Origin of the sequence: Aeromonas sp. s13 (genome assembly GCF_040907905.1) — a bacterium.
GTDB classification, from domain to species: Bacteria; Pseudomonadota; Gammaproteobacteria; order Enterobacterales; family Aeromonadaceae; genus Aeromonas; species Aeromonas veronii.
In genome coordinates, this window is sequence record NZ_JBFOCS010000065.1 from 183,214 (window position 1) to 197,318 (window position 14,105).

Consider the following 14,105-nt stretch of genomic DNA (forward strand, 5'->3'; position numbering starts at 1 on the left):
AATATCAATGAAAAGTTCCCTCAACGTTTCAAAAGTATGACCGAGTGCAAATAATCATGGGCAAGGTCGTAAACAGCCTCATGGCAGGTATCACGGTGATGAGAGCGTTTTCTTGAGGCTGCGGCCAGCGCCAGTGCGGGTTTTCATCCGGTACGGGGGAAGAGGTGTCAGTTAACCTGCCGATAACAGATAATTTTGTGCTACAAAAAAACTTTCCCTCTGGTCGAGGGAAAGTGATCTGGCAAAGATGTGGGGCGAATAGGGGTCAGCCTTGCTGGCCGAGGATGCGGGGGATCTGCTGCGCCTGATGGTGGATATGGGAGGAGACCTGCACCGAGAGCTGACTCACCTGACGGGCATGCTGATGGATACGGGCGATCAGATCGGCAAAACTGGCCAGTTTGTGTTCCTGACTTTTGGCGTTGTCGGCCCCCTGCAGGGCGATCACTGCGGTGTTGCGGGCGATCTCCCTCACTGCCTGGGTAGTCTGGCGCAGTTGTTCCGCCTGCGCCCGCTGGCGGCTTGATTCGCTGGTGATCCGGTTCAGTACAGTGCCAAGTTGTTCACCAGATTGGGTCAGGCGCCCCAGAATATCGGTGATCTGGTTGAGGGATTGCTGGGTATTGGCCGAGAGGTGGCGCACTTCATCGGCAACCACGGCAAAACCGCGTCCCTGTTCCCCTGCGCGGGCCGCTTCGATGGCGGCGTTGAGGGCCAGCAAGTTGGTTTGCTGAGCGATATGACCGATCACATCGACAATGGCCGTCACATCGGCAACCGAGCGGGTGAGGGCTTGCAGCGCCTCATCGCTCTCGTCAATCGCCAGTCCTGTCTGATGAGTGGCGTGTAGCATGCTCCCCACCAGATCTTCGCTCTGGCTCATCGCCTGTTCGTTATGGTGGGCATGCTGGGCGATGTCGGCGGCGACCTGATGGACCTCTCCGGCCAGCTGGTTCAGCTCATCCATCATCTGGCCGCTCTCGTCGACCACCTGTTCGGTAGTGCGGGTGCTGTGGTGGATCTCGTCAACCTGACTGACCATCCCTTGCAGACTGAGGGATACCGCTGACAGCTGCCCCTCTTTTTGTTGTTGGTCCAGTTGCAGGCGACCGATCAGCCGATTGTAGCTGGCAACAATATCGGCCAGCTCGTTGCGATCGCGCCCGGTAGGCAACGGCTCGGCCTGCCCCGTCTGATCGAGTTGCATAAAAGCTCCGCGCAGTCGCAACAAGGGGGTGAGCAGCCAACGTCGTTGCACCAGCGCAAACAGCAGGGCGACTATCACCAGGCAAAGCGCCAGCGTACCGAGGATGGTGGCCAGCTCCTGATTGACGGCTTGCCGTTCGCGGGCAAGTTGTTCCCCCATCTGTCTGGTCGCTTGCAACATGGCCATGATGTCTTGCTGCACGGTCTGGCGGCCAGCCTGTTGCTGTTGTAGCGCCGTGCGGCTGTTGGCCAGCTCCTGCGGATAGCGGCCCAGCAGTGAGCGTAATTCGCTGCGCGGTTGATCTCCCAGCTCCTTGCGTACCGGCTCCCCCAGCGTGAACTCATCGGCGGGCGCCTCTTCATACAGGCCGATCAGCGGCAAGGCTTGCAGCGCTTGCGCCTGTTTTTGCAGTGCCTCCAGCTCAAAGCGGATCCCTTCGAGCAGCTTCTCATTGCCCTGCTCCATATAGCTTTGGCGCAAATGGGCGAGGCGCGGCAGGCCCGCCAGGATTTCGGCCGCACCGCGGCGATATTGCTGTGCCGCGGTAGATTGTTCCGCGCTGGCGCCTTGCTCCCCATAGCGGATCAGCGCCATGGCCTGGCTGCCCAGCTCACTCTCCGCATTTTGCAGCAGCAGCTGGCTGTTGCCCGAGAGCTTGCCTGCGGCCTGATAGTCGTGTGCGATGCGCTGCCCCATCTGTTCGAGTTGCTGCCTGAGCGGGGCCGCCACGGCATCATCCTGAGTGGTCAGCGAGGAAAGCGCTTGCTGGCGGATCTTCTCCGCAGCGGTCAGTTGCTGTGGATCGCCGCTGTTGAGGTAGTCACGCAGGCTGTTTTGCAGGGTCACTGTCACCAGTTGTTGCAGCGTCTCGTGCTGATGCTGGGCCTGATTGGTACGGGCAAGCTGTTGCCAGCCGTGGTAGAGGGCCAGCGCCTGTCCTCCCGCGACCAGTAACAAAACAAGGGAGGAGAGGGTGGCGTAATGGGCGATTTTCACGGGGTAATTCCTGTCAGCACAGACCATGGGGGAGCGTGGCCAGAGCCTAAACAGGGATGATGGCGTTTTTATGACAGCATGGTCAGGTGGTCCTATCTTGCCGGCTTAACTGGCTGGGGATACCTGAGCGCTGTTGCGTTGGCCAAGCATACCGAGCAGGGCGCCTCCCATGATAAGTGCACCGGCCAGCAGATGGCGCGAAGTCAGCGTTTCTCCATTGAGCAACACCAGCAGCAAGGTACTCAGCAGCGGTGTCAGGTAGGCAAGGGCACCGATCCGGCGTGGATCGCCGTCTCGCAGTGCCAGATACCAGGTCACAAAGGCCGCCCCCATAGGGCCCAGCGCCAGCCCAATGATGAGGCTCCAGTCACTGGTGGGGATCTGCGCGAGCGGCAGGGGCCCCTCCAGCAGACGGGCAAGCAGCAGCGCCAGCAAACCCGCGGGCAGACAGGCTGCCGCAGTGACCACGGCGGGGGCTGGCGGCAGACGGCGTGATAATACCGAGTAGGCTCCCCAGACGACAGCTGCACCGAGCGCCAACAGGTATCCCGGCAGATAGGCCTGCTGCAGTTGCAGCTCGCCATCGACCATCACCAGCATGGAACCCGCCAGACCAAAGGCGCCAGCCAGCAGGTGATGGGCATGGAGTGGATGGCCGGGCAACAACAGCGGGGTGAACAGAATGATGCAGAGCGGCCAGAGGTAGTTGATGAGGTTGGCCTCCAGCACCGGGGCATGGCGAAAGCTCATAAAGAGCAGCAGATGGTAGAGCAGCAATGCCGTAACCGTCACCAGCCAGGTAATAGGACGAGCGCGCCATTGGCGCCAAAACGGCAAAGCCCCAACCCCGCAGAAAAACAGCACCAGCCCGACCAGCACCAGTGGTGACACGCTGGTGACCCGTGACGTCAGCGCCGCCAGCGAGGCCCACAGCACAATGGTCAGCAGTGCAAAACCGGTGGACCTATCCCACCAGGAACATCCGGACATCCAACACTCCTTTGCAAGATGAAACAGGGCTTGGCCTCAAAGACAAGCCAAAGAGAAGCAGTCTATCAGAGAGAGCGCATGCTCTGAACGCAGAAAGGAGAGGGTCATTACGGTTGGATGGTCGGATTCATTGTCGCCAAAAACGACCAAGGGGTTAGCATCATGGCGATGCTAACCCCTTGTTTTATATGGCGCTCCCGACTGGAGTCGAACCAGTGGCCTGTCCCTTAGGAGTCTAGATGTTATTAGTTTCATATAGAATCAGTTGGTTTTATCTGAGATTATATTTTGATTAAAAACAGCATGTTACTTAATATGTTTGTATCCAGTGGTTTCATGAAGTCTCACTCCAATGCACTGCGTTGGAGGGGTACGAGGAGGGGTACGGATGGCGATAAGTAAAGACTTGGAGGTCTCGTCACTCAAGCCAGTTGAAGGTGTTAAAGTTAAGCGCTATGCGATTCAATCGAAGCATGGTGGTGGGCTCAAAATAGAAATCCGTGAAAGTGGCCTCAAGCGTTTTGTATATCGCTTCAAGATTGGTGGTAGTGAAGGCGAATTGTTGCTGGGGAGTTATCCTGCCCTGACTCTGGCTAAAGCTAGAGAGGAGCATGGGAAAGCCGTGCAGCTTGTGAAGCGGGGCATTGACCCCACCAAGTTTGCGGCACAAGAAAAGGCTAAAAATGAAACGGCTCTGACGATGGATGAGTTACTCGGACGATGGCTCGATGCGCAACGTGTTGCTCAGGTCGTCAAACCCAAAACCCTCCAATGTCATCAGGATCGTTGGAATCGTCATCTCAAGAAGACCCTGGGCAATATTCGCTTAATCGATCTGACTCGTGCCCACTTGGCACAAGCGTTAGAGATAACTAGGCGCGCAACAAAAGACGAAACCCGTAAGGGGTTGGGAACGCTGAATCAGATGTTGGATTATGCGGTGGTTCACTGCCTGATTGAAGCTAACCCGGCAAGGCTATTACGGCCAAAAGATTTTGGCGCCAGCGCAGGGGCTCCAAGAGAGCGTTGGCTGACTGTCCCCGAATTGCGCAGGTTATGGAAGGCCATTGATGAGGACTTGGGGAGCGGCGGCAGCCTGGCTGCTGGGGGACGGGGCGTTTCTCGCCATGCCACTATTTCTCTGCCTGCAGCGAATGCGATCAAGCTATTGATACTGACCGGATGTCGGCGTAGTGAAGTCGCCAATATGCGTTTTTCACAGATCAAAGATGATATATGGACCATTCCAGAAACGAAAAATGGTAGAGCTCATACAGTCTTTATTTCTCCTCAAGCAAGATCAGTAATTGAAGTTCAGGGACAGTATTCCAATGGTGATTTTGTATTTGAATCAGATCGGCCAAAAACAGATGAAATAGAGCCAATATTAGTCGATTCAATTACACGAGCACTAAGACGATTCATTGCTCGCTCTCTATCTGATATGGAGCCATTTACTATTCATGATTTACGTCGAAGTGCTGCAACTAACTGGGCGGAAAGACTGGATACTGAGGAAAGGGTAATTGAGCTTTGCTTGAATCACACACCCATTAACAAACTTATTAGAACTTATCACCGCTCACGTCATGCCGAGAAAACCCGACTTGTCTGGATTAATTGGGGGAGACTGGTAGCTGATGAGGTGATGCAAGAGCCTGTTGCTGAAACAGTATTCAATAACGTTGTGAAGTTGAGTTTTAATAGAAAGTAAGTGGCTATGATAATGTTGAGTGATGGACTAAATGATTTTATCATTTAGTCCATTTTATTTATATTGAACACTGTTTTGCGTATGCTTCTCTAATCAATTCTTCTATGATAGCATTTTTATTTTTGTTTTCTACTTGGCTTAGTTCGTCAAGAATATCGCCTATGTCTTTGCTCATGTTAATACTGTATTGTTTTTTCTCTAAATTTTTATCGCGATATACTTTTTGGCTCCATGCCTTTTTGATGTTGGAAACTAGAAGTTTGTACCTGTCTATATTGACGACGCTTAAAACATCAAAAAATGAAATGAGATCATCTTTTTGAGCCGCAGTGCTATTTAGCACTAGTGGTGTGTAATCTATTCTTTTATGTTCTAGGTAATGGTGTAACCATGAAACTTTGTCTTTATTGTGTTTTTTAAACCAAGCTGTAATTTCATCATTTTTCATTATTGATTCAGAAAATCCAGATATAGCTCGTGCTAGCTTTTCTTTTGCTGCTTTATTGCAAGGGAGTCTATTGATGGTTGATATTATATTCTGCATGCTTACGTTGCTGTTTTTTTTGCTATCCATGCTGGTGTGAATTTTTATGTTTTCATCAACCAATGATTGGTGGATAACAAAGTCATAGTTTTTATCTAATATTTGGTCTCTGCTATCATCTCGTATAGTAATGTGACTAATTAGTCTCCATATGAAGCAATTTAACCGAGTGTTTTTATTTTCTAGCCAGTCAAAATTTTTTTCTGTAAGACATTTTTCATGAAATTCGTTTTCTAAAGTACATATCCACCTTTGAAGCTCAAAAGGATTTTCATCTCTTGGATTGTAGTTACGCATAAATACGTCAGCGCTAGGTTCTTTGCAAGCGCGCGCTAAATACTTCATTAACATGGGGTGTGGTGGAGTGTCTGCAGGTGATGCATGATTAATTTGTCCTGTTCTATACCAGAGATAATCCACAAAAATAGGACTATCTAATTTCTTTAAAACTTTTATATCAACACCATATTCAGTAACAGCCATGGAACATTACCTCTGATCTACATTGTAGTTATTATCGTGGTTTTATTAGTGCATTAGTGTGTGTTTTTTAGTAGCGTTTTTCAAGTGTTTGTTGTGGTCTTATGTTGGCGTGATGCCATGTTAGCACTGGGGTTTATGAGATGGAAGCGCCATTATTAATGGGCTGGACCTAAATTTGGTTGGCATGATCACATGCCATGTATGCACCTTGTCAGTTGTTGGAGCGTAATGTGTGAAGCGTGGTTTGTAATTTTTAACATCGCTGGTCCAGCTATGAGCAAATAGCTGGACCAAAAAAGTGAAACTAATAAAACTCAAAGAAGTCACGGAAATTACGACGTTATCCAAAGCGACTATTTATCGCTTGATGAGTAAAGGGGAATTTCCAGGTGCCATTCCTTTAGGGCCTCGTGCGGTCGCTTGGAAGCTGTGTGAAGTAATTGAATGGATTGATTTGAAGGCATCTTCCAGATAGGAGGTATCGAGCTAAGTTCAGAGTAAATTCTTTGTCTTAATGCTCGGCATTATCGAGCGCTTATCGAAAATAACCAAGCTTTTCTCGGCGATTTAGAATGTCGCTCAGTTCGGTAATAGTATTACATATACACACAAGGTGTATAACAAGGTAGAGGGGGCAGGAGATATATCGAGGGTGAGAGTGATACACCATCAGAGTGTATCACAGGGTATGTGAACGAGAATATGTGATATATACACATCGTGTATACCAATCAGATGCACATCAGGCTTGTACATCAGATATAAGCCATTGGCTGTATTGTTCTGCATAGCAAAGTATATGTAATGCACAGAGTGCTAAATGCAGGTTGGTATATCAACCTAGTGGTTTGATAAGAGAGAACAGTATCAGTTGTCCGTAAAGTTTTACGTAGCAATCCTCATTAATTAGGATAAGTGAAGTCACCTGAGTATCTAACCAACGGGTATAGGTATTCCATGCGTGCTATAGGAACTTATATGAAATCAAAAGTCGGGTATCATTTAATAGCCGACGAGCTAGAAAACTTACGAGTTGTGGCTGAGGCTAAGTATGGTTCAATATCTTTTGAACAGTTGAAAACATCCGTGGAGGTAATTGCTAACTTCTTGAATAAACACCCACGAGTGTTTGCAGTGCGTGTTGACCTACGCTTTCCCCAGATACCAGTTATGGATGATCCGGACATGCCGACAAGTTTTCCACCGGAGGTAGAGGAGGAAAAGGTTATTAAGCGATTTATAGCTTCACTAAAAAGCCAAATACAGGCGGCACGTCACCGTAAGGGTAAGACGGGTAAACCATTCTTCTTGGGATTTATCTGGGTGAAGGAGCAAGTAACAAGCCAGTATCCTCATTATCACGTGGTGCTACTATTTAATCGAGATGATTACGGACATCTTGGGGACTACTCTAATCTCGATGGAGATAACATGGCTATGCGTATCCGTAAAGCTTGGTGTAGTGCCTTGAGGCTCGCATACCCTGATTATGCGTCTTTGGTACATTTCCCTGATGATGCAGAGTATCGATTTGATCGCCGAGATGCTGACCTACACAATGAGAAATTTTATAAATTCTTGGAGAGGACCGCGTATTTATTTAAATTACGCACGAAAGTACGAAACAGCCGTAATTTTGGGCGTAGTCAATTGATAAGGTAATGTTCACACTTAATTCACTGGCCCTAGCGGGGATGCTTGGCCATTTAAATTCAATTCGGGAGAATCTACTCCCGGATCTGTTAAGCTAATCCTTCATTTGTTATCGCATTAGTTGGAGTAACCCATGGCAGCCTGTCACCTCCCTTCACCCTGACCCACGTCTGCTGAGTCGAGTGGCTGAGATCGCCGAGTTGGTGGGGCAGTGGCGGTTTGCTCAGAGCTCCCAGGTGCCGATGCTGCGTCGAGAGAACCGGATCCGCACCATCCAAGCCTCGCTGGCTATAGAGCACAATACCCTGAGTGTCGAGCAGGTGACGGCAGTGATTGAGGGGAGGACGGTGCTTGGGCTTCCACGGGAAATCCAAGAGGTCCGTAATGCGTTTGCGGCCTATGAAGCAATTCCTGATTGGGATCCGGCTTCCGCTGATGATCTACTCGGTGCTCACAGACTCCTGATGCGTGGACTCTGTGATGATGCGGGTCACTGGCGTAGCGGTGGTGTAGGTATCTATCGAGGCGAGCAGTTAGTACATATGGCTCCCCCTGCGAACCAGGTCCCTCGTCTGATGGGACAGCTATTGACTTGGCTGGCTGAGACCGAGGCTCATCCGCTGATCGCTTCCTGTGCCTTGCATTATGAGTTGGAGTTTATTCATCCCTTTGCGGATGGAAATGGTCGGATGGGACGTTTATGGCAGACGGTGACCTTGAACCGCTGGCAGCCTGTAATGGCATTCTTACCCGTGGAGACGGTCATTAAGGCACGGCAAGATCACTACTATCAGCAGCTAAGTCAGGCTGATAGTCGCAGTGATTGTACCGAGTTCATCCTCTTTTTACTGGAAGCACTGCGCGATGCGCTGGCCCAAGCGATTGCGATTCAACCTGCAGCAGTATCACCTCATCAGGAGAAAATGCGGGTAGAAATGAAGGTTGAAACGCAGGTAGAAAAGCGGCTCAAAACCCCCCATGCCATCTTGGCGGAACTGACGGCTGAGCCGACCATAACGCTCAAGCAAGTCGCAGAGCGGATTGGCAAATCGACCAGTACCGTGGAGAGAGCTGTTGCCATGCTGGTCAAAGACGGGCGATTACGTTTTGTTGGGCCGCGTAAGAACGGACGTTGGGAAGTATTGGATCCTGATGTGTAACCACCTAGCCCCGCAACTAACCGACTCAGGACTACCTCTCCACCGGCAGGTCTTCCCTGCCTGCCGATGGTATGGATGACGGTGATATAGATTTCACTCGGTACCAATCTGTTATCGACGGTGACAGAGTCATCAGCATAAAAACAGCAAAGCGGCTGATACCGCTTTGCTGCTTAGCTTTACGTGGGTGTTCCTCAGAAGTCGGCCATCATCGATTTATAGTGACGATCATCTTCATACATCTGCTGGAACACGCTGTACTTGGCATCGTAATAACGCTTGATCTTGGTAGCCTGCGGCGTAACGGTCTTGCCGATACGGCTCATTCCATTCATAGCGTCAGGGATATCGGTATAAAAGCCTGCCGCAACAGCCCCCAACATGGCTGAGCCCAACAATACAGCTTCACTTTCTTCAGGTAGCAACATGGCACAGCCAGTCGCATTTGCGTGCTCTTGGATGAATACCGGGTTTTTGGTGCCACCACCGCAACCCATGATGGTATCGATCTCGTACCCAGCTGCATTTTTGACTTCAATGATGTGTCGTGTACCTAAGGCAATGGCTTGAATGGTGGCCAGATATTGCAATGCCATATCCTCGAGAGTCCGGTTCATGGTTAACCCCGTCATGGACCCCGTCAGATGCGGGTTAGCTCGGGGTGAGCGGTTTCCATGGAAATAGGGCAAGACATGGCGGTCCTTGGTCAGGAAGGCAATGTCCTCCTTGTTGCCAGCAAGACTAAGCAGTTGGTCATTCAACAGTTCATAGATAGTTAGGCCTGCGGCTTCGGCTTGTGTGAGGGCCTGCTCATGATAGGGATGAGCGGTAATCATGTGGTCGATGAGCGCACCGGTAGCAGACTGACCGCCCTCATTGAGCCAATAACCCGGGATCATTGCACTGTAATAGGCACCCCAAATACCGTCGATAAAACGTGCCGTTTTAGATACTGCCATGTGGCAAGAAGAGGTGCCCCCGATCAATGCCAGACGTTTATTAAAGTCAGCAGCCTCCCCAGTCATTCCAGCAGCCCCCAAAACGCCGATACCACCAGCATGAGCATCAATGATGGAGGTGCCAACCCGGGTGCCGATCACCAGCCCCAACTCTTGGGCCGCCTGTCGTGTCAGGCCGTTACCCACGGGCTGTCCCATAGGAAGAATGTCAGAGCCAATGGAACGGGCGTCATGTTGTAGCAAATCCGCTAGGCCGATAGATTCAAAGAATCCTTTATCCCATTTTCCTTCATGCCCTCTGTAGGTCCATTTGCATACTGTTGAGCATAAGGAGCGACTATTATCGCCAGTGGCCTTCCAAGTGAGAAAATCGGGCAGATCGAAGAAATAGCCAGCCTTTGACCAAGTGGATGACATATTTTCTTTCAGCCACAACAACTTTGGTGTCTGCATTTCGGGGGAGATGGTATTCCCGACGAAGGCAAGTACCGAGTGCTCACCGGCGTTGATTCGGTCAGCTTGAGCGATGGCACGATGATCCATCCACATAATGATGTTCTGTTCGCGACGACCAGTAGGACTTACTGTCAGTGGATGGCCTTGCTGGTCCAGGACTACCAGGGAGCAAGTGGCATCGAAACCAACTCCTTTGACCTGAATAGGTTCAATGTTGGCTTGGGAGACTGCGTCACGCACTGCCATACAGACACATTGCCAAATATCATCGGACGACTGTTCAACGAAATTAGCCTTGGGTTTGAAGATCTGAATATTGCGTTTAGCCTCACCCACCTTACGGCCATAAATATCAAATACTCCAGCCCGAGCACTGCCGCTGCCGACGTCCACACCGATAAAAAAACTGCTCATAATTGGTTCCTATGCTTTGTACTTTTGCAGGGCGATGAAAAGAATGAGGATGCCCCCCCACAGTGCCATGGTCAGATAACTGGACACCCCAAGCAGGTTGAGACCACTCTCGAGAGTCTGTAATACAGCCAAGGCCAGGCTGATGCCGATAATGCGACCAAATCCCCCATCTGGATTGATCCCCCCCAGTACGGAGGCAAGGATGGCGACTAGCAGGTATGATTCGCCATAGCCTGCTTTGGCAGAGTTAAACTTGGCCATCATGATCAGGGCTGCCACCCAGCACAGGATCGAAGAGACCATATAGACATACATCAGGGATTTTTGGGTATTGATGCCGGAAAAGCGGCTGGCTTTTTCATTGGAGCCGATCAGATAAATCGCCCTGCCCAGAGGGGTGTGTTCCAGCATTGCCCACAGTCCCAAGGCAAACAGGCCAAACAACACCAGTGGCATGGGAACCCCGAGCACATTTCCATTGCCCAGTGCCAACAAAGCATCAGGGAATCCGGAGATCACGCTGCCTCCGGAGATCAGCACGTTCAGGCCGTTGATAAAGGTCATCATGCCCAGAGTGGCAAGGATAGGAGAGACGCCCACATAGGCAATCAGGAAACCATTGGCCAGTCCTACTACAACCGCGGTAGCGAAACCTGCAGCCAGTGCGGTTATCAGTACTAAATAGCTGTCTGGGCTTTGGGTGATTACGCTGGCCATCACTAATGCGCAAGCATTCGTGGTTGCGATAATTGAGAGGTTGATCCCTCCGGTCAGCATACACACCATCATAGCCAGTGCCAGTATGCCCAGCAGTGGCATTTGGGATGACATGGACTGTAGATTTGCCAAGGAAAAAAAGGCACTACCTGAACTAACAGCCATCAGAACCAGAATGGCAACCATGATCACCAGTAAGTAGCGGATGTTTCTGTCAGTCGGCAGTTTTAAGGTATTAATTAGCGTGTACATCAAGCCTCCTGCTTCGCTTGCTGTTGTTCATTCAGTGCAGTAATGCTGATACTCAAAAGGATGATTAGACCTGTGACCACCGTATGCCAGTAGGAAGGTACACCCAAGAGCGTTAACCCATTCTTGAGGATCGCCAGCAATGCCACGCCCAGGATAACGCCGAGCAAGGAGCCTTTTCCGCCAGTCATGCTGGCCCCACCCAATACCACTGCGGCCAATACAGTTAACTCAAACCCCATTAGCGAGTTAGGTGCTACTGACTGCGTAATTTGGGTCTGTACCACAGCAGCAATGCCAGCCAAGGCGCCCATATAGCCATAGACAAACAAATTAAGACCGAACAAATTGATGCCAACGCGACCAGCCGCATCACTATTACCACCCATCGCATAGATCTGGCGACCAATTCGGGTTTTATTCATAAGCAAAGAGGTCAATGCTACGGAGGCAAGCAGCACCATGATTGGGAGGTTAAGTCCATAATCATAGCCATCACTACCGCTAAAACTAAGCACTTCAGCCCCTTCCATAAACCAGTCTGGAAAACCATAGAGCCATTCGCCATTACTGAAGTAAATCAGCAAACCAAAATAGACATTTAGCATTGCTATAGTGATGATAATTGCGGGGACCTTGAGCCGATAAACTAAGGTCGCGTTAAGGATGCCCAGCGCTATCCCAACTGCTGCTGCGATAGCAAAGGCTATAACGAAATTTCCGCCATTGGCGAGGATATAGCTGGCCATCACATACTGGGAAATAGCTGCAGTTGCAGGGAAAGAAATATCAATTCCTCCTGCGATCAAAACAACAAACAATCCACAAGCCATGATGCAAAGAATGGCTGAGCTGACCGTCATATCAAAAATATTACCCAGAGTCATAAAGTCTGTTGTCGTGGCACTCAGGCCAATAATCAACACAATGATCAGCAGTGCCAGATAAAACTCGTGGTGCTTGATATAATTTTTAATATTAAGCATTAACCGCCTCCATAATTTCTAATTCGGTACAGCAGGAGGGTTTAAACTCATGAGTAAAATAACCTTCTTTCATCACAATAACTCTGTGGCTGTTGTAATAAACCTCGGGAATTTCATCGCTGACCATTAGTATTGCCATGCCTTGAGCAGCCAGATCTTTGGCAATTTGATAGATACTCTCCTTATTAGCGATATCGACACCGACTGTCGGTGAATCCAAGATCAGTATCTGAGGATCTGCAGCAATCCACTTAGCAATAGCGATACGCTGTGCATTCCCGCCAGAAAGGCTGGTAACAGGCAGTGCGGGATCTGCGACTTTAATCGCCAGGGAAGTGATGAGTCTACTGACCAAGGATTTGGCTTTGTCATGATCTAGTAAACCGTTGTTTGATAGCTTGGATAGAACTGTTGCAGTGGTATTATCGGCGATGCTTTGGGCCATCACCAGTCCTGTAGACATACGATCTTCGGACACATAGCCGATCCCCTTGGCAATTGCATCCCGGTTGTTGTTGAAACAAACCGGTTCTCCGTTGACGGCAATAGTGCCACTATCAGGACGAGTCATGCCAAATAGTGAGAGACACAGTTCGCTACGCCCCGAGCCTAAAAGGCCGGTAATAGAGACGATTTCCCCTGCGCGCAATGTGAGATCGATATTGTGATATTGCCCTTTTTTTGACAGTTGGTTTGTTGATAGACGGATATCACTGTCATCTGCTTTGGCAGTGAAGTCACCTATAGGCGTAAACTCGAAGCGTTGGCCAGTCATCAGAAAAGCCAATTCATCGCTATTCACCTCATCAGCACCGAAGGTCCCAACAGTTTCGCCATCACGGATAACTGTAATTCGATCAGAGATCTCCATCACCTCATCGAGCTTGTGGCTTACAAAAACGACGGTAATCCCTCTGGATTTAAGATCCACCACAACCTTTATAAGGTTGTTCACTTCGCTACGGGTCAGTGAGGCGGTAGGTTCATCCATGATCACAAGTTTTGCATCAGCAGCCATGGCACGACAGATGGCGACCAACTGGCACTGTGCGATAGAGAGTTGTTCCACCCGTTTATCCAGTGGCAGGTCAACCCCCACTATTTTCATTGCGCGTTTGGCAATCTCCTTTAGCCGAACTGTACTGACAAACCCCTTGTACCACGGAATGTGGTCCTGCATAGCGATGTTCTCAAATACAGTAAGGTTCGGGAAAAGAGATAGATCTTGATAAATAACCTGAACCCCATGTTCGAGCGACTCTTGGGGAGTTAGACGACTGTATGACTTACCCTCGATAATTATACTGGCGCCTTTTTCTGGCGCGTGAACGCCAGAGATAACCTTGAATAGAGTGCTCTTGCCACAGCCATTTTTTCCTGCCAAACAGTGTACTTCGCCACGATTGAAGCTGATATTTACATTGCTCAGAGCTTTTACAGAACCAAAATGTTTTGAGACGTTTTTGAGGGTAATGAATTCGTTGGACATAAATATCCTGCCAGGTAACCAGATGTGCGGCCACAGGCCTCTAAAAATGGTGAGTCAGGTGTAGAGTTATACTGACTCACCATAAGGG

General features: G+C 49.7%; 11 protein-coding genes. 4 read left to right on the forward strand and 7 right to left on the reverse strand.

What is annotated here, in order from left to right; genetic code table 11:
- Positions 1–265 precede the first annotated feature (265 nt).
- Both AB5Y82_RS12335 and AB5Y82_RS12340 read right to left on the reverse strand, forming a co-directional pair.
- On the reverse strand, positions 266–2,203 hold the full coding sequence (locus tag AB5Y82_RS12335) for a methyl-accepting chemotaxis protein (protein WP_368174006.1): 1,938 nt from the start codon (positions 2,201–2,203) through the stop codon (positions 266–268).
- Between the two features lie 105 nt (positions 2,204–2,308).
- Positions 2,309–3,193 carry a DMT family transporter gene (locus tag AB5Y82_RS12340; RefSeq protein ID WP_150995875.1) on the reverse strand — a complete coding sequence of 295 codons (885 nt, stop codon included), beginning with the start codon at positions 3,191–3,193 and terminating at the stop codon, positions 2,309–2,311.
- 388 nt (positions 3,194–3,581) lie between these two features.
- Here AB5Y82_RS12340 and AB5Y82_RS12345 point away from each other — a divergent pair, with 388 nt between their 5' ends.
- The gene (locus tag AB5Y82_RS12345) at positions 3,582–4,907 is read left to right on the forward strand and encodes a tyrosine-type recombinase/integrase (RefSeq protein WP_368174007.1); all 1,326 of its coding nucleotides are present in this window, start codon (positions 3,582–3,584) and stop codon (positions 4,905–4,907) included.
- A gap of 58 nt (positions 4,908–4,965) precedes the next feature.
- Here the strand turns inward: AB5Y82_RS12345 and AB5Y82_RS12350 are convergent, their stop codons facing one another.
- Positions 4,966–5,934: a hypothetical protein gene (locus AB5Y82_RS12350; protein ID WP_368174008.1), complete on the reverse strand. Its 969-nt coding sequence runs from the start codon at positions 5,932–5,934 to the stop codon at positions 4,966–4,968.
- A 298-nt stretch (positions 5,935–6,232) separates the two neighbouring features.
- Here AB5Y82_RS12350 and AB5Y82_RS12355 point away from each other — a divergent pair, with 298 nt between their 5' ends.
- The 3 genes from AB5Y82_RS12355 to AB5Y82_RS12365 all read left to right on the forward strand — a co-directional run bounded on the left by AB5Y82_RS12355 (position 6,233) and on the right by AB5Y82_RS12365 (position 8,747).
- Positions 6,233–6,409, forward strand: a complete 177-nt coding sequence (locus tag AB5Y82_RS12355) for an AlpA family transcriptional regulator (protein WP_270797021.1) — start codon at positions 6,233–6,235, stop codon at positions 6,407–6,409.
- A 503-nt stretch (positions 6,410–6,912) separates the two neighbouring features.
- The gene (locus AB5Y82_RS12360; protein ID WP_368174009.1) at positions 6,913–7,596 is read left to right on the forward strand and encodes an inovirus Gp2 family protein; all 684 of its coding nucleotides are present in this window, start codon (positions 6,913–6,915) and stop codon (positions 7,594–7,596) included.
- A 173-nt stretch (positions 7,597–7,769) separates the two neighbouring features.
- Positions 7,770–8,747, forward strand: coding sequence for a Fic family protein (locus AB5Y82_RS12365; RefSeq protein WP_368174010.1), 978 nt, complete (start codon positions 7,770–7,772; stop codon positions 8,745–8,747).
- A 194-nt stretch (positions 8,748–8,941) separates the two neighbouring features.
- Here AB5Y82_RS12365 and AB5Y82_RS12370 read toward each other — a convergent pair whose 3' ends face one another.
- The 4 genes from AB5Y82_RS12370 to AB5Y82_RS12385 are packed head-to-tail and all read right to left on the reverse strand — an operon-like array spanning position 8,942 to position 14,017.
- Positions 8,942–10,576: an FGGY-family carbohydrate kinase gene (locus AB5Y82_RS12370; protein WP_368174011.1), complete on the reverse strand. Its 1,635-nt coding sequence runs from the start codon at positions 10,574–10,576 to the stop codon at positions 8,942–8,944.
- A 9-nt stretch (positions 10,577–10,585) separates the two neighbouring features.
- Entirely contained in the window at positions 10,586–11,545 is a 960-nt protein-coding gene (locus AB5Y82_RS12375) for an ABC transporter permease (protein ID WP_368174012.1), read from the reverse strand.
- On the reverse strand, positions 11,545–12,528 hold the full coding sequence (locus tag AB5Y82_RS12380) for an ABC transporter permease (protein ID WP_368174013.1): 984 nt from the start codon (positions 12,526–12,528) through the stop codon (positions 11,545–11,547). Before AB5Y82_RS12380 ends, AB5Y82_RS12375 begins: the two co-directional genes overlap by 1 nt.
- On the reverse strand, positions 12,521–14,017 hold the full coding sequence (locus AB5Y82_RS12385; RefSeq protein ID WP_368174014.1) for a sugar ABC transporter ATP-binding protein: 1,497 nt from the start codon (positions 14,015–14,017) through the stop codon (positions 12,521–12,523). Before AB5Y82_RS12385 ends, AB5Y82_RS12380 begins: the two co-directional genes overlap by 8 nt.
- Positions 14,018–14,105 lie beyond the last annotated feature (88 nt).

What these genes read in the sequence shown, in the direction of transcription:
- AB5Y82_RS12340 (WP_150995875.1), bottom strand. Translation starts at nt 3,193, where the DNA reads ATGTCCGGATGTTCCTGGTGGGATAGGTCCACCGGTTTTGCACTGCTG.
- AB5Y82_RS12345 (WP_368174007.1), top strand. Translation starts at nt 3,582, where the DNA reads ATGGCGATAAGTAAAGACTTGGAGGTCTCGTCACTCAAGCCAGTTGAA.
- AB5Y82_RS12350 (WP_368174008.1), bottom strand. Translation starts at nt 5,934, where the DNA reads ATGGCTGTTACTGAATATGGTGTTGATATAAAAGTTTTAAAGAAATTA.
- AB5Y82_RS12360 (WP_368174009.1), top strand. Translation starts at nt 6,913, where the DNA reads ATGAAATCAAAAGTCGGGTATCATTTAATAGCCGACGAGCTAGAAAAC.
- AB5Y82_RS12370 (WP_368174011.1), bottom strand. Translation starts at nt 10,576, where the DNA reads ATGAGCAGTTTTTTTATCGGTGTGGACGTCGGCAGCGGCAGTGCTCGG.
- AB5Y82_RS12375 (WP_368174012.1), bottom strand. Translation starts at nt 11,545, where the DNA reads ATGTACACGCTAATTAATACCTTAAAACTGCCGACTGACAGAAACATC.
- AB5Y82_RS12380 (WP_368174013.1), bottom strand. Translation starts at nt 12,528, where the DNA reads ATGCTTAATATTAAAAATTATATCAAGCACCACGAGTTTTATCTGGCA.
- AB5Y82_RS12385 (WP_368174014.1), bottom strand. Translation starts at nt 14,017, where the DNA reads ATGTCCAACGAATTCATTACCCTCAAAAACGTCTCAAAACATTTTGGT.